At 50.1% G+C, this 20,767-nt stretch carries 16 protein-coding genes; 12 read left to right on the forward strand and 4 right to left on the reverse strand.

Going from position 1 to position 20,767, the window contains the following annotated elements; translation table 11 throughout:
* Positions 1-73: 73 nt before the first annotated feature.
* The 4 genes from AC50YG_RS10320 to AC50YG_RS10335 are packed head-to-tail and all read right to left on the reverse strand — an operon-like array spanning position 74 to position 4,180.
* Positions 74-1,171 (reverse strand): GerAB/ArcD/ProY family transporter, encoded by a 1,098-nt coding sequence (locus tag AC50YG_RS10320; RefSeq protein ID WP_494826623.1) that lies wholly within the window; start codon positions 1,169-1,171, stop codon positions 74-76.
* A gap of 22 nt (positions 1,172-1,193) precedes the next feature.
* Positions 1,194-1,433, reverse strand: a complete 240-nt coding sequence (locus AC50YG_RS10325) for a hypothetical protein (RefSeq protein WP_473759664.1) — start codon at positions 1,431-1,433, stop codon at positions 1,194-1,196.
* Positions 1,434-1,437: 4 nt separating this feature from the next.
* Positions 1,438-2,640 (reverse strand): Ger(x)C family spore germination protein, encoded by a 1,203-nt coding sequence (locus AC50YG_RS10330; protein ID WP_494826625.1) that lies wholly within the window; start codon positions 2,638-2,640, stop codon positions 1,438-1,440.
* A gap of 19 nt (positions 2,641-2,659) precedes the next feature.
* Positions 2,660-4,180 carry a spore germination protein gene (locus AC50YG_RS10335; protein ID WP_494826627.1) on the reverse strand — a complete coding sequence of 507 codons (1,521 nt, stop codon included), beginning with the start codon at positions 4,178-4,180 and terminating at the stop codon, positions 2,660-2,662.
* Positions 4,181-4,598: 418 nt separating this feature from the next.
* Here AC50YG_RS10335 and pyrR point away from each other — a divergent pair, with 418 nt between their 5' ends.
* The 12 genes from pyrR (at position 4,599) to AC50YG_RS10395 (ending at position 20,760) form a co-directional block, all read left to right on the forward strand.
* Positions 4,599-5,144 carry a bifunctional pyr operon transcriptional regulator/uracil phosphoribosyltransferase PyrR gene (pyrR, locus tag AC50YG_RS10340; RefSeq protein ID WP_231594201.1) on the forward strand — a complete coding sequence of 182 codons (546 nt, stop codon included), beginning with the start codon at positions 4,599-4,601 and terminating at the stop codon, positions 5,142-5,144.
* On the forward strand, positions 5,145-6,044 hold the full coding sequence (locus tag AC50YG_RS10345) for an aspartate carbamoyltransferase catalytic subunit (RefSeq protein ID WP_046230438.1): 900 nt from the start codon (positions 5,145-5,147) through the stop codon (positions 6,042-6,044). It abuts the gene before it with no gap.
* Between the two features lie 31 nt (positions 6,045-6,075).
* A complete protein-coding gene (gene pyrC / locus AC50YG_RS10350) occupies positions 6,076-7,365 on the forward strand; it encodes a dihydroorotase (RefSeq protein ID WP_494826628.1) in 1,290 nt (429 codons plus the stop codon).
* A 62-nt stretch (positions 7,366-7,427) separates the two neighbouring features.
* Positions 7,428-8,579: a carbamoyl phosphate synthase small subunit gene (locus AC50YG_RS10355; RefSeq protein WP_494826629.1), complete on the forward strand. Its 1,152-nt coding sequence runs from the start codon at positions 7,428-7,430 to the stop codon at positions 8,577-8,579.
* Entirely contained in the window at positions 8,566-11,787 is a 3,222-nt protein-coding gene (gene carB / locus AC50YG_RS10360; protein WP_494826630.1) for a carbamoyl-phosphate synthase large subunit, read from the forward strand. The genes AC50YG_RS10355 and carB overlap by 14 nt, the downstream gene beginning before the upstream one ends.
* A gap of 133 nt (positions 11,788-11,920) precedes the next feature.
* Positions 11,921-12,652, forward strand: a complete 732-nt coding sequence (gene pyrF, locus AC50YG_RS10365; RefSeq protein ID WP_494826631.1) for an orotidine-5'-phosphate decarboxylase — start codon at positions 11,921-11,923, stop codon at positions 12,650-12,652.
* Between the two features lies 1 nt (position 12,653).
* On the forward strand, positions 12,654-13,301 hold the full coding sequence (pyrE, locus tag AC50YG_RS10370; RefSeq protein WP_473759652.1) for an orotate phosphoribosyltransferase: 648 nt from the start codon (positions 12,654-12,656) through the stop codon (positions 13,299-13,301).
* A 217-nt stretch (positions 13,302-13,518) separates the two neighbouring features.
* On the forward strand, positions 13,519-14,289 hold the full coding sequence (locus tag AC50YG_RS10375; protein ID WP_494826634.1) for an ABC transporter ATP-binding protein: 771 nt from the start codon (positions 13,519-13,521) through the stop codon (positions 14,287-14,289).
* Complete coding sequence (locus tag AC50YG_RS10380) at positions 14,255-15,343, forward strand: efflux RND transporter periplasmic adaptor subunit (RefSeq protein ID WP_341282210.1); 1,089 nt, start codon at positions 14,255-14,257, stop codon at positions 15,341-15,343. The genes AC50YG_RS10375 and AC50YG_RS10380 overlap by 35 nt, the downstream gene beginning before the upstream one ends.
* Before the next feature lie 3 nt (positions 15,344-15,346).
* The gene (locus AC50YG_RS10385) at positions 15,347-18,277 is read left to right on the forward strand and encodes an ABC transporter permease (protein WP_494826636.1); all 2,931 of its coding nucleotides are present in this window, start codon (positions 15,347-15,349) and stop codon (positions 18,275-18,277) included.
* A gap of 5 nt (positions 18,278-18,282) precedes the next feature.
* Positions 18,283-19,167: an ABC transporter ATP-binding protein gene (locus AC50YG_RS10390; RefSeq protein ID WP_341282212.1), complete on the forward strand. Its 885-nt coding sequence runs from the start codon at positions 18,283-18,285 to the stop codon at positions 19,165-19,167.
* A gap of 6 nt (positions 19,168-19,173) precedes the next feature.
* Positions 19,174-20,760: an ABC transporter substrate-binding protein gene (locus tag AC50YG_RS10395; protein WP_494826638.1), complete on the forward strand. Its 1,587-nt coding sequence runs from the start codon at positions 19,174-19,176 to the stop codon at positions 20,758-20,760.
* Positions 20,761-20,767 lie beyond the last annotated feature (7 nt).

A 20,767-nucleotide genomic window follows, 5' to 3' on the forward strand; every position in this document is an offset into this window, starting at 1 on the left:
TTGCGGAGCTTTTTTTAATAATAAGTATGGATACGGCTATCTCTTATGTGCAGCGCTGCTGTTCTCGCGTTGGTTATCCTTGTTTGAATTTTTTCTTCATATAATAAACGACAATGAGCAGCAGGGGCAGCACAAAGGCATAGGTGAAATCCCAGTCAATCCAATAAGGGACAATGGTTTTAACATAATATAAAAGATTGGGCGCCACCATCATCGCCAGGCCGAACATCAGAAATGACGTCGGGATGATCAGCGGCTTTGCAGTAGAAAGCCTGAGCAACTGTGCCGTCCCTACCATAAACGCGTAATAATAGAGCACCGTTTTGAAGAAGGTCGAAATGACCCACGCTGTTGCCATGAAAGCTTCTATTCGTTGAAGAAAAGCGCCAATGTTAATTTTTTGCGTTAGCACATACGTGGAGTAAATATTGTGCTCGGTAAAATAAGCCCCAAGTACGGTCAAGGAAATAAACACAAGCGAGAACAGGAGCAGGGAGGCGCACCAGGCGGCGAGCAGCACATCCTTATGGCGATGAGCCGGCCTTGCAGCATAGGGAAATATCATGAGAAAGGAGCACAATTCTCCGAACGGGTAGACGCTGGCCATTAGAGTGGCATGGGCAAAGGATAGCCGCTCCGAGCCTAGAAAAGGCTTTAATCGTTCCAAATCCATTTGCGGGATCAGGCACACGATTAAACCCACACAAATAATAATAAACAGCGGCAGCAATATTTCAGCGCTTCTGGCAATGGGCTCAAGGCCATTCCATACGCCCCAAAGTAAAATTAGCACAAACAATAAATGAATGTAACGAATGGGTGTCGATTGAAAGAGCTGTGTCGTCAAAAAATCGCCTACTTCCCGGATGAACGTTGATCCGGCCAGTAGGAAAAAGAGCAGATAGGCGCAGCTCATGAGCGCTCCAAGCCATTTTCCAAGTATGCGGTCGTTTATTTGAACGAGATTGAGCTGCGGATAAAAGCTGCTTAAATGGAGCATAAGCCAGAGAAAAAACAGCCCAATGGGCATGCCGAGCAAGGAGGCTATCCAGCCATCCTGCTGCGCATAGCCCGCTACTACAGCAGGTATGATCAAAATCATATCGCCGATGACGGCTAAAAAAATAAGCACGGTCAGCTGTCTAGCGCTAATTCTTCCTTTTTCCAGCATGGCAAAGGGCTCCTTTCATAGCTTAAGATCGAAACAGTCGGTCGAAAAATTGGTTAATGGGCTCGTAAATGGTAATTAAAGCATTAAGCGGGCTTGGCACGGGCTGCACATTGGCTGCATAAATGCTGAAAGCCGTTCCGGCACTTAGCAAAAAGAAATACGCCCATGCTTCGCGTTTTAGCTTTTTTTTGAACAGGGCGGGCATTTGAATCATACCAAAGGAGATGGAGACGCATAACACAACAAGGGTTGGAAGGGACATCGCTTTACTCCTTTATATCCTGCAAAATGGAATCGTCCAGCATGCCGACCCGACGCGTCTGGACATGAACCTCATATTCTACTTTCAGCTTTGGAAACTCCTCTTCCCAATGATCGCCGAGCTGTGCCCACAGCTTCGGATTGTTGCGGCTAATGTTTAGCCCAAACCCGAAAATATCTACTTTATAACGTTTTTGAGCAGTGGCAATGGTTTTTTTCATCAATCTGATTATTTTGTCGCTTGCCATTTTTTCTATTGCCTTGATTTGTTTCTGACCAGAGATTGGCGTAGTGCAGCTGTCTCCCATAATGCTGGACATATGGTTGATTTTAACAAGCATGACCGGTCTGTTGTCTACAAGCTTGGGAATGACATCGGTTTGGGATCGCAAGACGCTAATGCTCAGCTTGCCATTATTGTCCGGGCAAGGCAAATTGCCCGTCGTGCTTTTTACATTATTCGTAATATAGTTGTAGCCTTTGCTTTCCTGCTCATTCATCCATCCAATCAGCTTGTCTTTCCTAAGCACGGCCATTCCGGTAAATGTCAAATTTGCTTTTGGTTTAATGGTAGTCAAATTATCTTTGCTGCCGCCTTCGCTTTTATTTCCAATAATCTCTACGCCTGTCAGTACAGGCTCCACACCGTCGCTAACCATTTTTTCCAATAAATCGTCAGAGGAGGCCGTTATGGTGGGAGCCCAGGTTTTGGATGAATTTTGCAAAGAAAGGAACAAGTTATTGGCTGGTATGCTTTCCAAAGGGGTTAAAATGTTCAGAATATCCGCAGCTCTGGAATGACGCGCAACCATAACATAATAATCTGGACGTACCTCCGGCTGCCTGATTAGATTTTCCAGTTCATCAGCAATCCCCATTTTAGCGGCAGCTTCACTGAAAATAAGAACGCGAATGTGGGACAAATAATTAATCCTTGGACTAGTAAGACTTATTTTATGTATCGCCTCAAGAATGGTAGGGGCGCTTGCCTGATACAGCGTAACGGGCGTTGTCGTGCTTTTTCCCGAATTGGAGGCGACCTCTGATGGGACGACGATCTGGCAGGATATTTCCAGCATATTGTTTTTGCCCTTATCGATTGCCATTGCAAGTACAATACCCAGATCATTCATTTCCTGTCGATCCCAGCAGCCCGATGTCAGCAGCAGCAATGTGGAGGCCAGCAGGGAAAGGAATGTTTTTTTCATGTGCTGTGCTGCCCCTTCCTTATAAGCGCTTTGTACGTTTTTTTTGCCTTTTTTTTTGTCCGCTGCCATTGGAATAGGGCCGATTGATCATATGCGTCCATGGCATGCGAAACAGTGAATCCTTTATATCTGAGGCTACGAATGGGCCGAATGGACTCATGTAGGCTGCACCAAAAGAACGCAAATTCGTCAAATGCAGCAAAATGGCCAGCAGTCCAAGCAAAATACCGAAAAATCCGAACGTTGCCGCTAAGATCATGAGTAAAAAGCGCAATATCCGCACGGAAATCGCCATGCCGTTCTCTGGAATGACATAGCTCGATATGGCGGTAATCGAGACGATAATGACCATCGCCGCCGATACGACCCCAGCGTCAACAGCTGCCTGTCCGATAACGAGCGTGCCGACGATGGATACAGCCTGTCCTACCGTTTTCGGAATGCGTACGCCCGCTTCGCGCAGAATTTCATAGGTAAGCTCCATAAGCATAGCTTCGATGAACGCAGGGAACGGTACGCCCTCGCGCTGTGCTGCGAGATTAATCAGGAGGCTGGTCGGCAGCATTTCCTGATGAAAGGTCGTAATTGCGATATAGAAGGAGGGAGCAAGCATGGCTATGAAAAAGGATAAATAGCGAATGAGCCGCAACAGGGTGCTGATATCTGCACGCTGATAATAGTCCTCGGGCGATTGGAAGAAATGGACGAACAGTGAAGGGACAAGCATGACGAACGGCGTGCCGTCTACGATAATAGCTACCCGTCCTTCCAGCAGTCCAGCAGCGACGGTATCGGGACGCTCGCTGTTGTAAATCGTTGGGAACGGCGTAAGCGTGACGTCCTGAATCAGCTCCTCAATATAACCGCTTTCCAAAATGCTGTCGATATCAATATCATCCAGTCTGCGCCGCACCTCTTCGAGTACGCCTTTATCGACGAGATGATTCACATACATGAGGGCAACGGATGTTTTTGTTATTTTTCCGATTTGCCGTGTTTCCATCCAAAGCTGAGAATCTTTAATTCTTCTGCGGATTAAAGTCGTATTCGTGCGCAAATTTTCAGTGAACGCCTCCATTGGCCCGCGAACGACCGATTGCGACTGTGGCTCGGTTATGCTGCGGTCTTCCCAGCCAGCTGCACTAATACTAATGGCTTGCGAGCTGTTATCCAGAAGCAAAATAATAGCCCCAGACAGCAGGCGATGAAACAGAAGCTCCATCTCATCGATATAATCGGTGTTTCCAGCGATTAAAACGTCCTCTTTTACATGGATCAGACGATCATTTGGATCATCAAACTTAGGCGTATGCTCATTCGCATAGCCCATAAGAGAGCCTAGAACCGACTGATGAAGCATTTGAACATCTATCATGCCTTCAATATAAACGAGAGCACCAGGCCACAGATGCAGGCAGGAGAAGCACTTGATGACGAGATCGGAGCTGCCGCCGATTTCAGTCTGAATATGCTTAATACACGCTTCGAGCGAAGCGGGCAGGCTGATTTTTTCATGCGGCTGAGATACGTGCGACTGCATCTGTTTCCCTCCTGCTGGCAAAATATCCGTAATTTCTTGTTAGTATGCCAACTTCCTGTAAAAAATATGTTAGTTATCCAATCAAAGGATGGCGGTACGTATTTACTGCTGCTGCCCCTTGACATCTTATGTCGAACGTGGGATAATTCCTTTGGTATAAAGTTGTACCTTTAACTCAGTCCTGAGAGGCTGGCAAGGTAGCGTGAATAGTTGATTAATTAAGCTGGGGACTAGCAACTCCTCATCTTCCGCAACTCATGAGGTTGGCGGAGATGGATGGAATCCACAGCGGTTAATCATGGGCTCCTTGCGAATACGCAAGGAGTCTTTTTTATAAAGCGCCTTGATGAGAGTTGGCAGTTCAACCTGCGCTAGGATGGGAGGTAACGTAACGGTGGAAGAAGAGCACTTGGTCATTATGGATGATGCAGCCATTCGCCGCGCACTCACCCGCATCGCCCACGAGATCGTGGAGAAGAACAAAGGCATCGACAACTGTACGCTGGTCGGCATTCGGACAAGAGGCGTTTATTTAGCCCGAAGAATAGCGGAGCGCGTTCAGGAAATTGAAGGCAAGCCTGTTTTGGTGAAGGAGCTGGATATTACCCGCTATCGCGATGATGGCAAGGCGCTAGGCAGCCGCACCGAGATGGAAGCAGGCATAATCGGCGAGATGGATGTCGAATTGTCGGTCGTACAGGACCGCAACATTATTTTGTTCGACGATGTGCTGTATACCGGCCGGACGATTCGCGCCGCGATGGATGCGGTGATGGATTGCGGCAGGCCGCAAAGCATTCAGCTTGCTGTGCTGGTTGACCGCGGTCATCGGGAATTGCCGATAAGGCCGGATTTTGTAGGCAAAAATGTGCCATCCTCCAAACAAGAGCAAATCTCCGTTACGCTAACCGAGATTGATTCCTTAGACCAGGTGAAAATTATTCATCAGAGGGGGCAAGCCTAAATGACACTTTTACAGCTCAAACAGCGCAGTTTGCTTGGTTTGAAGGAGCTTGACGCAGAGGAAATTATCGCCATATTGGATCGTGCCGCTCATTGGGAGCAGCAGGAGACGAAAGTGCAGAACGTGCTGCAGGGCAAGTTTGCAGCTAATATGTTTTTCGAGAACAGCACGCGTACACGCTTTTCCTTCGAGGTAGCGGAGAAGCGGCTTGGGGCGGAGGTGCTGAACTTCTCGGCAGCCGTATCGAGTGTGCAGAAGGGCGAATCGGTATATGATACCGTTCGTACCTTGGAGTCGATGGGCATAGACGTCGGCATCATCAGGCTTAAGCCGATTGGCTTGCTTGCCGAACTGGCTACGAAAATTAAAGTGCCGCTGATTAACGCGGGCGATGGCAACAACGAGCATCCGACGCAGGCGCTGCTTGATCTATATACGATGCGCAAGCAATTTGGCGCGATTAAAGGTTTGACCGTCTCGATTATCGGAGACATTTTGCACAGCCGCGTAGCGCGTTCGAACTTATATGCGCTGCAAAAGCTGGGCGCTACGGTGAAGTTCTGCGCTCCTGCGAACTTGCAGGCGTCCGACCTTGACGCCCGTTATGTAACGATGGAGGAAGCACTGAAATCCGATGTCGTGATGATGCTGCGGGTACAGCTGGAGCGTCACGAAAGCGGCATGCTGAGCTCAGCTGAAAGCTACCGCGAGCAGTTTGGACTCACGGTGGAGCGAGCAGCGACAATGCCGGATCACGCGATTATTATGCACCCGGCGCCGATCAACCGCAATGTTGAAATTGACGATGAGCTTGTCGAGCATGCCAAGTCCCGGATTTTTAAGCAGATGGAGCACGGGGTTCCGGTCAGAATGGCCGTCATTGAACGGGCTTTAAACTAACTTTTAGATGAAATCGGGAGGGTGAACAACTATGTCATTATGGATTATTAACGGCAGCGTATGGGATACAGCAGCAAACGGCCTAGTGAAGCAGCATATTCGAATTGAGGATGGCAAAATCGCCGAGCTTGCAAGCGGCGAAACAGCGCCAGATACAGGATCAGCAGAAGTGATTGACGCAGAGGGCAACCTTGTATCAGCCGGCTTCATCGATATGCATGTGCATTTGCGCGATCCTGGCTTCGAATATAAAGAAGATATCGCAACAGGGACGCGTTCAGCAGCGAAAGGCGGATTTACAACAATCGCCTGCATGCCGAACACTCGCCCGGTGACAGATACACCTGAAACGATTAAATACATTTTGGACAAAAATGCGAAGGAAGGCGTCGTTCGCGTCCTGCCTTACGCCGCTATTTCTAAAAATCAGCTCGGACGTGAGCTGACGGATTTTGCAGCGCTGAAAGCGGCTGGTACGATTGGCTTTACCGACGATGGTGTCGGCGTACAAAGCGCCCAAATGATGAAGGATGCGATGGCCCTGGCAAAGTCGCTTGACATGCCGGTCATTGCGCACTGCGAGGACAATACGCTCGTTGAGGGATTATTCGTCTCGGAAGGCAAGTTCTCAAGCGAGAACGGACTGAAGGGCATTCCGAATGAATCGGAAGCGATTCATGTTGGCCGCGACATTTTGCTGGCTGAAGCGACAGGCGTTCATTATCACGTCTGCCACGTGAGCACCGAGCAATCAGTAAGGCTGATCCGCCTTGGCAAGCAAATCGGCGTCAACGTAACCGCTGAGGTTTGCCCGCATCATCTAGTGCTGTCGGACGAGGACATTCCAGGCTTTGATGCCAATTGGAAAATGAACCCGCCGCTGCGCACGCCGCGCGATGTGGCTGCGGTCATCGAAGCGCTGGAGGACGGCACGATCGACATGATCGTAACGGATCATGCGCCGCATAGCGCGGAAGAGAAAGCTCGCGGCATGCAGCTTGCGCCGTTCGGAATCGTCGGCTTTGAGACAGCTTTCCCGCTGCTTTACACGCAGTTTGTTAAAACCGGCAAATGGACGCTGGGCTTCTTGCTGGATCGTATGACAGCTGACCCGGCACGAGTGTTCAAGCTCGAGACAGGCCGCCTGGCAGCAGGTGCACCAGCCGATCTGACGATTGTGGATTTGGATAGCGAGCGCGCAGTTGATCCGGCAACCTTTGCCTCGCGCAGCAACAACACGCCTTTCGGCGGCTGGAAGCTGCAAGGCTGGCCGGTAGCGACGATTGTGAATGGTGCGGTTGTGTGGTCGGAGCAAGCATAAGAACGTTAACTTGGTTATGCTAATTGACATATAGGAATACGAAGACCTGAGGAGTGAGACGGATGCAAGCGAGATTATTATTGGAAGATGGAACATTGTTTACAGGACTATCCTTCGGCGCGGAAGTGCAAACGATGGGTGAGGTTGTTTTTAATACAGGAATTACGGGTTACCAGGAAGTATTGTCTGATCCGTCCTATTGTGGACAAATCGTAACGATGACTTATCCACTAATCGGCAACTATGGTATTTCACGCGATGACTTTGAGTCGATTCGCCCGTATATCCACGGCTTTGTCGTACGCCGCAATGAACCGGTGCCGAGCAACTGGCGCGCCCAATATTCGCTTGAGCAGCTGCTTAAGGAATATGGCATTCCGGGCATCAGCGAAATCGACACGCGCATGCTGACGCGGATTTTGCGTCAGCATGGCACGATGAGAGGTCTGCTTACAACAGGCAATGAGCGTATTGAGGAGCTGCAAGAGCGCCTTGGCTTGTCCACGCTAATGACGGATCAAGTAGCACGCACATCGACGAAGCATGTATTCTCAAGCCCAGGCAATGGTGAGCGCATTGTGCTTGTAGACTTTGGTGCAAAAAGCGGCATTTTGCGCGAGCTGACTAAGCGCGGCTGCGACGTCGTAGTTGTGCCTCATGACACGACGGCTGAAGAAATTCGCCGCCTGGCACCGGACGGCATTCAGCTGTCCAACGGCCCTGGGGACCCGAAAGATGTTCCACATGCGGTTAAAATGATTTCCGAGCTGCTCGGCGAGTTCCCGATCTTCGGCATTTGCCTTGGACACCAGCTGTTCGCACTCGCTTGCGGCGCTGACACAACGAAGCTTAAATTCGGCCACCGCGGCGGCAACCATCCAGTGAAGGAATTGGCAACGAACCGCTGCTACATTACTTCCCAGAATCATGGCTACACCGTAATGGAAGATTCAATTGTGAACTCCGGTCTGATTGTAACGCATATCAACAACAATGACCGTACGATTGAAGGGCTGAAGCATAATACGCATCCTGCATTTTCGGTGCAATACCACCCGGAAGCTGCTCCAGGACCGTATGATTCCAGCTATCTGTTTGACGAATTCCTGAGTATGATTCGCACACATAAAATAAATAACCCGCAAAAGCGTCGCCAAGCCGTACTCGCGGAAACGTTGAAAGTGAAGGGGGAGCTTCAGTATGCCCAAAAATAATAAACTCAAAAAAATTCTCGTGATCGGCTCCGGCCCGATTGTTATCGGCCAAGCCGCTGAATTCGACTATGCCGGCACGCAAGCTTGCCAGGCGCTTATGGAAGAAGGCTACGAGGTTGTATTGATTAACAGCAACCCGGCTACGATTATGACAGACACAAACATGGCTGATAAAGTATATATCGAGCCAATTACGCTTGAATTTGTATCGCAAATCATTCGTCAGGAGCGTCCTGACGGCTTGCTGCCGACGCTTGGCGGCCAAACAGGCCTTAACATGGCGGTAGAACTGGCTCGCGCTGGCGTATTGGAAGCGGAAAATGTACAGCTTCTCGGCACACAGCTGACAGCTATTGAGAAAGCTGAGGACCGCGATTTGTTCCGCGAGCTGATGCGCGAGCTGGAGCAGCCGGTACCTGAGAGTGACATCGTAACGACAGTTGAAGGCGCAGTTGCTTTTGCCAACGAAATTGGCTACCCGATTATCGTTCGTCCTGCCTACACGCTTGGCGGTACAGGCGGCGGTATTTGCGCAAATGAAGAAGAATTGCTGGAGACGGTTGCTTCCGGTATTCGGTACAGCCCAATCGGCCAATGTCTGATTGAAAAATCGATTGCCGGCTTGAAGGAAGTGGAATACGAGGTTATGCGTGATGCGAATGACAACTGTATCGTTGTCTGCAACATGGAGAACTTCGACCCGGTTGGCGTACATACTGGTGACAGTATCGTAGTAGCGCCTAGCCAAACGCTGTCGGACCGCGAGTATCAAATGCTTCGTTCCGCTTCGCTTAAAATCATTCGCGCTTTGAACATCGAAGGCGGCTGTAATGTACAGTTCGCGCTTGATCCACAAAGCTTCCAATATTATGTAATTGAAGTTAACCCGCGCGTTAGCCGCTCTTCGGCGCTGGCTTCCAAAGCGACAGGCTACCCGATTGCCAAAATGGCTGCTAAAATCGCAATTGGCTACACGCTTGATGAAATCGTGAACCCAGTAACAGGCCAGACGTATGCTTGCTTTGAGCCTACACTGGATTACATCGTATCGAAAATTCCGCGCTGGCCGTTTGACAAGTTCGTGAATGCGAACCGCAAGCTCGGCACGCAAATGAAAGCGACAGGCGAAGTTATGGCGATTGGCCGTACATTCGAGGAGTCGATTCATAAAGCGGTTCGTTCCCTTGAAATTGGCACGCATCGCATCCACTTGAAGGAAGCGACAGAGCTCAGCGATGATGTGCTGCGCACACGCCTTCAAAAGCCGGATGATGAGCGTATGTTCCTGGTAGGCGAAGCATTCCGCCGTGGTTATGCTTTGCAGGAAATTCAAGATCTGACGAACATTGACTGGTGGTTCCTGGACAAAATCGAAGGCATCGTAGCATTCGAGGATAAAATCCGTCAGGAAGCAACGCTTTCCCGTGAAATGCTGTACCAGGCGAAGCGCAGAGGCTTCTCCGACCGTTCGATCGCTGAGCTTCGCAAGGAAGGCAATCCGAATGGCAGCCACACGAATGAGCATGATATTCGCACTTACCGTAAAGAGCTTGATATCGTACCTGTATACAAAATGGTTGATACATGCGCCGCTGAGTTTGAAGCGAGCACGCCTTACTACTATTCGACATACGAGGTAGAGAACGAAGTAACGCCTTCGACGAAAGAGAAAGTGCTTGTTCTTGGCTCTGGCCCGATTCGGATCGGACAAGGCATTGAGTTTGACTATTCGACGGTTCATGCGGTATGGGCGATTCAGAAAGCTGGCTATGAAGCGGTTATTATCAATAACAATCCAGAGACGGTGTCGACCGATTTCAGCACATCGGACCGCCTGTACTTTGAGCCATTATTCCTTGAAGATGTCATGAACGTTATTGAGCAAGAAAAGCCAATCGGCGTAATCGTACAGTTTGGTGGCCAAACGGCGATTAACCTCGCAGCTCCGCTGTCCAAAGCTGGCGTGAAAATTCTCGGCTCCAGCCTGGAAAGCATCGACATGGCAGAGGATCGCAAAAAGTTCGAAGCTTTGCTTCGCAGCTTGAACGTTGCTCAGCCGGAAGGCAACACGGTAACCTCTGTTGGCGAAGCAGTAGAAACGGCACAAAAACTCGGTTATCCTGTACTCGTTCGTCCTTCCTACGTATTGGGCGGCCGCGCGATGGAAATCGTATATTCGGATGAGGATTTGCTGAGCTACATGGAAGTAGCTGTGAAAATCAATCCTGAGCATCCTGTACTCATCGACCGTTATATGCTTGGCATGGAAGCGGAAGTTGATGCGATCTGTGATGGCGACACTGTACTGATTCCAGGCATCATGGAGCATATTGAGCGCGCAGGCGTTCACTCCGGCGACTCGATTGCCGTGTATCCGCCGCAATCGTTGTCTGACAGCGTGAAGGAGCAAATCGTCGACATTACGATTAAAGTATCCAAGGCGCTGAACGTAATCGGCTTGGTTAACATTCAGTTCGTTATTCATAACGAAATTGTATATGTCATTGAAGTAAATCCGCGTTCGTCGCGTACGGTTCCATTCCTGAGCAAAGTAACGAACTTGCAGATGGCTAACCTTGCGACACAAGCGATTCTTGGCACGAAGCTGGCTGATCTTGGCCATAAAGACGGTCTGTGGCCTGAAGATGAATATGTATCGGTTAAAGTTCCGGTCTTTTCGTTCGCGAAGCTGCGCCGTGTTGACCCTACCTTGACACCGGAGATGAAATCGACGGGTGAAGTTATGGGACGCGATGTGCAATATGCGAAAGCCTTGTACAAAGGTTTGCTAGGCGCAGGCATGAAAATCCCGACAACGGGCTCGATCATTGCCACCGTTGCGGATAAAGATAAAGAAGAAGCGCTCGAATTGCTTCGTGGCTTCTACAGCATTGGCTACAAAATCATTGCAACTGGCGGTACGGCAGCTATGCTTGAAGAAGCGGGCATGGTGGTAACGACAGTGAACAAGCTTAGCGAAGGATCGCCGAACATTCTTGATCTGATCCGTGAAGGCAAAGCACAATTCGTCTTCAATACGCTGACAAAAGGCAAAACGCCTGAGCGCGACGGCTTCCGTATTCGCCGTGAAGCGGTTGAGAACGGCGTCGTATGTATGACGTCGCTTGATACGGTTCGCGCCTTGCTGCGGATGATGGAAACCATCAACTTCTCCTCGCGTTCGATGCCTACACTGCTGCACAAATAAGTTTTAGCAAGCACGGCCAGCGCCGATTGCCTGCGGCCCGCAAATGGCTATGCTTTTGCGGGCTGCTTGGCCCGGCGGATGGCCTTTTTAATGCGCATATTTCTTGAAAATACGGCAAAGGGGACGGTTAACGATGAGTTTGACACGGGAACGGGAACAGGCAGCCGGAAAAATTATGGTTGCGCTCGATTATGCGGATGCGGCTTCTGCCGAGCGTTTATTGAATGAGCTTGAAGGTATTCCTTGTTATATGAAGGTGGGCATGCAGCTGTTTTATGCAGCAGGACCTGCGTTTATAACGGGGCTCAAGGAGCGGGGCTACAAAGTTTTCCTTGATGTGAAAATGCATGATATTCCGAACACGGTCAAAGGCGGCTCAGGCAGCGTCACCCGGCTTGGCGTCGACATGTTCAATGTCCATGCTGCGGGCGGAAGCGCGATGCTTGCGGCAGCGGTCGAAGGCATGGAAGCTGCGCTTGCTGTGGGACAAGCAAAGCCTAGTATCATTGCAGTGACTCAGCTAACCAGCACCAATCAAACGACGCTCAATGAGCAAATTGGCATTGCTGGAACGGTTGAGCAGGCTGTTCTGCGTTATGCAGAGCTTGCCCGCGCTGCGGGTCTGAATGGCGTAGTGGCATCTCCTGCTGAAGTGCAGGCCATCAAGCAGGCATGTGGCGCTTCCTTCCAGACGGTGACGCCAGGCATTCGCCCGAAAGGTGCCGATATAGGCGACCAATCGCGCATTATGACACCAGCAGAAGCTTTAAAGCAAGGAACGGATTATATGGTTATCGGTAGGCCGATTACGGCTGCAGCAAATTCAAGAGCAGTATTAGAAGAGATTATTGAGGAGCTGATTTAAGATGAGCCAAGTTAAACTTTCGGAGTTGCCTAAAACAATTGCTGCCAGCCTGCTCGAAATCGGAGCAGTAGCCCTTAGCCCAAATGAGCCATTTACGTGGACTTCAGGACTGAAGTCGCCGATCTATTGCGACAATCGTCTAACGATGTCTTACCCGGCTATTCGCGAGCTCGTTGCTGATGGCTTCGCTGCTGTCATCCGCGAGCGTTATCCGGATGTGGAAGTCATCGCAGGCACCTCGACAGCCGGTATTCCCCACGCGGCTTGGGTGGCGCATAAGCTTGGGCTGCCGATGGCTTATATTCGTGATAAAGCGAAGGGCCATGGCAAGCAGAACCAAATTGAAGGCCGCATAGAGCCTGGGCAAAAGGTTGTCGTCATTGAAGATTTGATTTCAACAGGAGGCAGCTCGCTTAAAGCAGGGCTTGCCGTTCGCGAAGCAGGGGCCGAGGTATTGGCGGTACTGGCGATTTTCACCTACCAGTTCGAGCAGGCGACTTCGGCATTTGCCGAGGCGAATATGCCGCTTGAAACGTTGTCCAATTATTCCGAGCTTATTGAAGCAGCTGTAGAGCTTGGCAAGGTGCAAAGCGATGATATGCTGAAACTTCAAGCATGGCGCGAAGATCCGCAATCGTTTGGCAAATAGAGCAAGCAGTGCTCCAGTCTTTCCCATTCGGAAGGGCTGGAGTTTTTTTGATTATTCAAGCTTTTGTAAAAATTTTATAATCGTCGGATTTTGTTGTAACTTTTTGCTGTAATCGTTCGTCTAACACGTTAAGATGAGAATTATGAAGGTTTTTTAATTGAGCAGCCTGATTGTCATCCTAGGGCGCTCTGCTTAAGAGGAGGTATAGAAATCAGCTATGTTATTTAGCAAGAAAAAAAAGGATGAGCAACCGGCGCATGAGTCCGATCTAGTGAAGGAAGAAAAGCAGGATCTGAAGCTAGAGAAAGAAGTACATAATGAAACACTGCTTTCCGTTGTGAATGTTGAACGGGTATTTCAGGCTGGCGGTGCGCCGCTGCGCGTGCTCAAAGGCATTAATATGGAGCTTAGGCAAAATCAGCTCGTTATGCTTCGCGGCCGTTCCGGCTCGGGCAAGACTACGCTGCTGAACTGTCTGGGCGGACTAGATACGCCAACTGAAGGCGAAATCTGGTTCAACGGCAGGCCCTTTCATAAGCTGAGCGATGACAAGCGTACACTTGTCAGGCGCAAGGAAATGGGCTTTATCTTCCAAGCGTTCGCGTTGATGCCGCTGCTGTCTGCGAAGGAGAATGTCGAGCTGTCGCTGAGGATGGCTGGCGTTCCGCGTGGAACGTGGAAGGAACGGGTGGACCACTGCCTGGAGCTGGTTGGTCTGGAGAAAAGGATGAACCATCGTCCCTTCGAGCTGTCAGGCGGCGAGCAGCAGCGCGTAGCTATTGCGAAGGCGATTGCGCATAAGCCAATACTGCTGCTGGCGGATGAGCCGACCGCAGAGCTGGATTCAAACATGTCCGCTCAAATTATGAATGTTTTTAAAACCATTATTCGCACGGAACAAGTCACGATCTGTATGACGACACATGATCCTACTATTATGGAGGTTGCCGACCATGTCTATGAAATGGTTGACGGGAAATTTATTTAAACGTCCCGCAATATTAAGTCTTGCTGCAATCATGTTAATAACTAGCGGCTGCTCCTTGCTGCCCGCTGAAGATGAAGAGGAAGTTTTGCCTTCCATTGCACCGCCTCAAATTTCCAAGAAACCAGAGTATGAGGTAACGACAGCTACGCTGGAGACGAAGGTTAATGTAATCGGCAAGCTGATTTCATCCCGCGAGGAGCCTGTCTTTTTCACCCTTGACGGTAAAAACCTGAAAGAGCTGAACATTAAGGTCGGCGATAAAGTCTCCGCTGGCCAAGTAATTGGCCAGCTTGATGTCGATGCCCTCGCCAAGACGCTGCGTATGGATAAGCTGGCCTTCCGCAAGGAAGAGACAGCGATGAAGGAAGCGCTGAGAACGCGCGATGAGATGGACCCGATAGAATTCGAGGAAAGATCGATTTTATTTGAAGAGAAGAAGCAGGCACTGGTCGATCAGGAGGCTGACATTGCGAAAGCTACGCTGACAGCGCCGATTAGCGGAACGGTTGTTTCGCTGAATGTCGAGAAGGGCGCAGCGATTAAAGCATACAGCACAATTGCGGTCATTGCGGATACAACGACGCTTATTCCGGCAGCGAAGCTGACGAAGGATGAACGGGCCAAAATCGTTGTCGGCATGCCGATTGTAGCTGAAATCAGCAATGCTGGCCAGTTCAAGGGCACGGTGAAAATGATGCCGCTGACCAATGACGATTCCACTGGCGGCAACAACGGCGGAGGCGGCAATGGCGGCGGCACCGGAAATAATACGGATAAAGAGAAGCCGGAAGATTTTATGCAGGTGGATATTAAAAATATGCCTAAAAACTTAACTCGTGGCACTCCGCTTTCGATCAGCATTATTACGAAGCGCAAGGAAAATGTCATTGTAATCCCGCCATCTACCCTGCGTTCTATTGGATCGCGTACTTACGTTCAAGTCATTGATGCGGACGGCAAGCGTGAAGTGGACGTTGAGGTTGGACAGCAAACGGCGACACAAATTGAGATTTTGAAAGGCTTGGAGCCGGGACAGAAAGTTGTAGGTCGATAGCCGATGGGAATACCTCTACTGCGATTTTTGTTCCGCAAAATGTGGAACACCCGTTGGCTGACGTTTAGCGCCTTGGCAGGTCTGACGATTGCGGTTGCTTTTGCAACCAGCATCCCGATGTATGCGGATGGGGCACTCAAGCGCGTAGTCGCGGCTTCGCTCAAAGAGAAGAGCACCGGCTTGCCGGCAGGCTCGCTGCTGATGCGGTATCAGTCGCCAGGTGGCCAGACAACCGATCTTTCAGCTTTGACTGAAGTCGACCGATACATTAAAGAGGATGTACCGAATGAAATCGGGTTTGCTCATCAGAACTTTGTTCGCAGCTTGTCGCTCCGCGGCGCCGATGTCGTGCCAGAAGACCCGACCAAGGTGGATGCGAGCCGTACTCGTCAGATGACACTGATGTCCATGACAGAGCTGGAAGGCAAAACCGAAATTATGCAAGGACGCTGGTTTACCGACAAGGTCGATAAAGACGGCGTGATGGAAGCGGTCATGCTTGAAGAAGCGATGTACCGCAATGATGTTCATATTGGGGATGTATTCGAATACCCGATTTATAGCGGACTGAATTTAACGCTGCGCGTCAAAATCGTCGGAGCTGTCAAGCCGCTGAATGACACCGATCCTTATTGGTATCAAGGGCTTGAAGGACTGATGAATACGCTCCAGATTCACGAAAACGTCTTTTTGAAGACGCTGCTGGAGCAGCAAAAAATTCCGCTTAACAATGCAAGCTGGTATTATGCCTTCGATTTGTCTCAAGTGCAGACGAGTCAGCTTTCGCCGCTGGGAAGAACGCTGGATCGCTTAAATATTGAGCTTTATCAGCGTTTGACGGACACGAAGGTGGAAATTTCATTTGCCGATACGCTCATTGAATTTAAGCGGCAGAGCTTGCAGCTTCAGACGCTGCTGTTCACGCTCGCAGCTCCAATGCTTGCGATGGTGTTTTATTTTATCGCGATGAATGCCAGGCAGTCCCTTGATAAGCAGCGCAGCGACATTGCGGTACTCCGCAGCCGCGGCGCTGGAACGAGGCAAATCATTTGGATTTATTTGCTGGAGGGCTTGCTGCTTGGGGCGATCGCTTTAGTATGCGGTCCGTTCCTCGGCTGGTTTATGGCGAAAAGCATCGGTTCAGCCAATGGCTTCCTGTCCTTCGTCAATCGGACGTCCATCCCTGTCGGCTTCTCGACAGAGGCGATGATTGCTGGCGTGGCTGCCGTTGTGCTGGCGCTGCTCTCGACCATTATTCCGGCGATTATTTATGCCAGATCGTCGATTGTAAGCTACAAGAGAGATCTAGCCCGTTCGGACCGCAGTCCGTTTTGGCAGCGCTGGTTTATCGATGTTTTGCTGCTTGGTGCAGCGGGATATGGCTGGTACATGTTCAATCAGCGCCAAATGCTGACCTTCCAGACGGGACTGACGACGGATCAGCTTAATGTGCAGCCGTTTCTGTTTTTCGTGCCGGCTTTATCGATTTTCGCAATGGGATTGTTTTTCCTGCGGTTGTTCCCGTGGCTGCTCAAGGTGTTTAACTGGCTGGGCCGTAAGTTTTTGCCTGTTCCGCTTTATTTAACACTTACCCAGCTATCGCGTTCTTCCAAAGGCTATTACCCTTTGATGATTTTGCTCGTACTGACCCTTGGGCTAGGTGTATATAACGCATCTGCCGCCCGTACGATCGATTTGAACTCGACGGAGCGTACGCTGTATAAATTCGGCTCGGATGTCGTCATTCAAACGGTGTGGGATGGTACGCCAGAAGTCAAATATACCGGTGGAAACAATGGAAACGGCGGCGGCAATGGCGGCAGCGGTGGAAATGGTTCCGGTGGTGGCGGGTCGTCAGGCGGCGGCTCTGGTGGTGGAGCTGGCGGAGGCTCCGGCGGCGGTGGAGGCGGTGCGCAGCAGCCTGTGCCTACGCGCATTTTGTACAGTGAACCGCCGTTTGAGCTGTTCCGCAAAATGGAAGGCGTTGAAGCTGCAGCACGCGTGCTGCAAACGAAAGGGAATATCGTCGTATCGGGACGCTCCATTGGTCAGGGCACGGTGATGGGCATCGACAATGTCGATTTCTCCAAGGTAGCTTGGTTCCGCAATGACTTGTTCCCTACACATCCGTTTACGTATTTGAACTACTTAGGGATGTATGAGCAAGCGGCGCTTATTCCAACTGGAGTAGCGGAGAAATATCAGCTTAAGCCGGGAGATACCATGTCGGTTGGCTTTACCGAAGGCAAGCTGGATTTTGTGGTCGTAGGCATCCTGCCTTATTGGCCGACGCAATATCCGGATCAATCGCCGTTCGTCATTACGAATCTCGATTACATTTACGATCAGCTTCCGATTATGCCTTATGAGGTTTGGCTCAAAATGAAGGATGGCGCCAAGGTTGCGCCGATTTTGGAAGAGCTGCAGAAGCAGGGCATTGATGTCGCTACCGTCAAGGATGTACGCAATGAACTGATTATCCAGTCCAAGCTTCCGACTCGAGGCGGCGTATTCGGGATTCTCAGTCTCGGCTTCCTCGTATCCGTCATCGTTACATTGACAGGGTACGTGCTGTATTGGTTCTTTAATCTTTCAGGACGGGTCGTGCAATTTGGCGTACTGCGGGCGATGGGGCTGTCACGCAGGCAGCTTACGGGCATGCTCATGCTGGAGCAGCTGTTTACAGCGGGACTTTCCATCGGTCTAGGCGTTATGATCGGCAAGCTGACGAGTATACTGTTCCTGCCATTCCTACAGACGGCGGAAAATGCGACAGAAACGGTGCCGCCGTTCCGCGTCGTCTTCGAAGCGAAGGATACGAATCAGCTGTTTATCGTCGTCGCTTTCATGATGATTACTGGAGCGCTGCTGCTCTTCCTGCATATTCGCAGGCTGCGGGTGCATCAGGCGGTTAAAATGGGAGAGGAGCGCTAACAGCTATGATCGATTGCGAAGGCTTAGTCAAAATTTACAAAACGGATGATCTCGAGGTTGTCGCTCTGCAAGGTCTTAATCTTAAAGTAAACCCAGGCGAGCTAATGGCGATTATCGGGAACAGCGGAAGCGGGAAGTCGACGCTGCTCAATATTTTGGGCGGCCTCGATCACCCGTCTGCGGGCCAAGTCAGAGTGGGACCGTGGGATTTGCTGAAAATCAACCCGGACGATCTCGTGAAATACAAGCGAGAAACGGTCGGTTTTATCTGGCAAAATAATGCCCGCAACCTGCTGCCGTATTTAACGGCGCTGGAAAATGTCGAAATGCCGATGATGCTTTCGGGCAAGGTCGACCGGGCCTATGCCAAGCAGCTGCTGGAATGGGTAGGACTCAAGGAGCGAATGAACAACAAGCTCCATCAATTATCCGGCGGGGAGCAGCAGCGGGTCGCGATCGCCATTTCCTTGTGCAATCGTCCGCAGCTGCTGCTGGCGGATGAGCCGACGGGATCGGTAGATACCGCAACGTCGGATCTGATTATGAATATTTTTCGCAAGCTGAACCGGGAAATTGGCATTACGATTGTCATTGTTACCCATGATCTTTCACTCGCGGGCAAAGTGGACCGCGTCGTTGCGATTCGCGATGGCTTGACGAGTACCGAGTTCATTAAGCGCAATCCCAATATGAATACGGTTGGGGGTGAGGAAGAGCATTCAGGCAAAGGACTTCAGGCGGTGCATGAAGCTTATGTCGTCGTAGACCGGGTGGGAAGACTCCAGGTGCCGAAGGAATATTTAACCGCACTAGGCATAACAGATAAAGCGACAATGGAGTTTGATGGTGAGCGAATCGTCATTTCGCCGCCTAAATCATTAGGGGGGTAATATAGGATGGAGAAACGGTTGTCTAATAGAAAAATGATTAAAAAGTGGGTTGTTGTCCCTGCGACACTGATGGTGGCGACATCGATTTTGGCAGCTTGCAGCGGCGGTGCCCAAAGTACAGCAGAGAAGCATGTACTTCGTATTGGTGTACTATATGGCGGAGCAGATAATGAACCGTATTTCCGTTCGCAATATACCGATACGTATGAAATGATGAACCCAGAGATCGATTTTGAAATCGTAAGCGCGATTGACTACTCGGATATGCGCTACCAGACTCCAGACGAGAATGGCAATATCGATCAGCCAGATCCGTATGCGAAAATGAAAGATATGCTGACAGGCGATAATCCTGTCGATGTTGTGGTATTGGATTACAGCATGCTGCGCCGCCTGGTGCAGGATAATTTGCTGAAGCAGCTTGATCCATTGATCAGCCAAAGCAAATTCGATTTGACTGATTATGTGCCGACTGTCATTGATGGCATTAAATCTGCAGGCGACAACAATATTTATGCGCTGACGCCAACGTTCAGCTCATCGGCTCTTTTTTACAATAAAAAGCTGTTTGAAGAAAATGGCGTAGAGCCTCCTACTGACAATATGACCTGGAAGGACGTTATGGACAAAGCTCGTCTTGTGAGCAAGGGAGAGGGCGCTGACCGTAAATATGGCATGACCTTCAGCCGTTGGAACGGCGGCGATTTCAACTCCGATATCCAAACCTACAGCTCGGCGCTTCAATTGAAAATGTGGGATGATAAAGGCGAGAAAATGCTGGTCAACACGCCGCAATGGGAAAATGTATGGAATACGGTCTCTGGCTTGTACAGAGAAGATGTTGTGCCGGATCAAGAGGATATTAATAAAATCAATGAAGCGTCCAATAAAGAAGCTGCCGATGGCAACTACGTTTATAACCCGACCCAAGGCGATTTGTTTGCTAGTGGCAAAGTTGCCATGACGATTTCGGACTTTTATTATGTCAATGAGCTGAACACTACGATGAACAATGCATCCAAAATTAAAGACTTTGAAGCATTCGATTGGGATGTCGTCACTTACCCGACCCATGAGGAAGCACCAGGCATTGGCGGCGCTATTTCCTTTAGCCAGCTGATGGGGATTAATAACAACGCTCAGAACTCCGAGGATGCTTGGAAATTCATTCAATTTACAAACAGCAAGGAATGGGCGGAAATGAAATCCCGCAGCACGTATGAGCTTGTAGCGCGCAAGGAGTACCTGAAGCCTAAAAACGGCATGAATTACAACATTGATGCGTTTACTTCCCTTAAACCGATTCCGCCGCAAAGCGTGGATACCGAGCAGCTGTACCGCGACAAGCCGGGCATTTGGGAAGCGCAAAATGCCTCTTATGAATTGTTCCAGAAGGTCATTAAGGGCGATATCACTTCGAAGGAAGCGCTCGCTGAGTGGGAAACGAAGGGTAATGCTATACTTGAGAAGATTAAAAAACAGCCGGCTAAGACAGATTCCTCCAAGGCGGCTGAGAGTGGCAGCATGGATGATGCCGGCACGCAAGTAGAGGAGGAAGGAACAACAGCAACAGAAGTACCAGTAGCACGCTAAAAAAGAA

The organism is Paenibacillus sp. J31R34 (genome assembly GCF_059383715.1).

Excerpts from the sequence above, each read along its gene's own strand:
- AC50YG_RS10320 (WP_494826623.1), bottom strand. The coding sequence starts at position 1,171 with ATGCTGGAAAAAGGAAGAATTAGCGCTAGACAGCTGACCGTGCTTATT.
- AC50YG_RS10325 (WP_473759664.1), bottom strand. The coding sequence starts at position 1,433 with ATGTCCCTTCCAACCCTTGTTGTGTTATGCGTCTCCATCTCCTTTGGT.
- AC50YG_RS10330 (WP_494826625.1), bottom strand. The coding sequence starts at position 2,640 with ATGAAAAAAACATTCCTTTCCCTGCTGGCCTCCACATTGCTGCTGCTG.
- AC50YG_RS10335 (WP_494826627.1), bottom strand. The coding sequence starts at position 4,180 with ATGCAGTCGCACGTATCTCAGCCGCATGAAAAAATCAGCCTGCCCGCT.
- pyrR (WP_231594201.1), top strand. The coding sequence starts at position 4,599 with ATGGATGATGCAGCCATTCGCCGCGCACTCACCCGCATCGCCCACGAG.
- AC50YG_RS10345 (WP_046230438.1), top strand. The coding sequence starts at position 5,145 with ATGACACTTTTACAGCTCAAACAGCGCAGTTTGCTTGGTTTGAAGGAG.
- pyrC (WP_494826628.1), top strand. The coding sequence starts at position 6,076 with ATGTCATTATGGATTATTAACGGCAGCGTATGGGATACAGCAGCAAAC.
- AC50YG_RS10355 (WP_494826629.1), top strand. The coding sequence starts at position 7,428 with ATGCAAGCGAGATTATTATTGGAAGATGGAACATTGTTTACAGGACTA.
- carB (WP_494826630.1), top strand. The coding sequence starts at position 8,566 with ATGCCCAAAAATAATAAACTCAAAAAAATTCTCGTGATCGGCTCCGGC.
- pyrF (WP_494826631.1), top strand. The coding sequence starts at position 11,921 with ATGAGTTTGACACGGGAACGGGAACAGGCAGCCGGAAAAATTATGGTT.
- pyrE (WP_473759652.1), top strand. The coding sequence starts at position 12,654 with ATGAGCCAAGTTAAACTTTCGGAGTTGCCTAAAACAATTGCTGCCAGC.
- AC50YG_RS10375 (WP_494826634.1), top strand. The coding sequence starts at position 13,519 with ATGTTATTTAGCAAGAAAAAAAAGGATGAGCAACCGGCGCATGAGTCC.
- AC50YG_RS10380 (WP_341282210.1), top strand. The coding sequence starts at position 14,255 with ATGTCTATGAAATGGTTGACGGGAAATTTATTTAAACGTCCCGCAATA.
- AC50YG_RS10385 (WP_494826636.1), top strand. The coding sequence starts at position 15,347 with ATGGGAATACCTCTACTGCGATTTTTGTTCCGCAAAATGTGGAACACC.
- AC50YG_RS10390 (WP_341282212.1), top strand. The coding sequence starts at position 18,283 with ATGATCGATTGCGAAGGCTTAGTCAAAATTTACAAAACGGATGATCTC.
- AC50YG_RS10395 (WP_494826638.1), top strand. The coding sequence starts at position 19,174 with ATGGAGAAACGGTTGTCTAATAGAAAAATGATTAAAAAGTGGGTTGTT.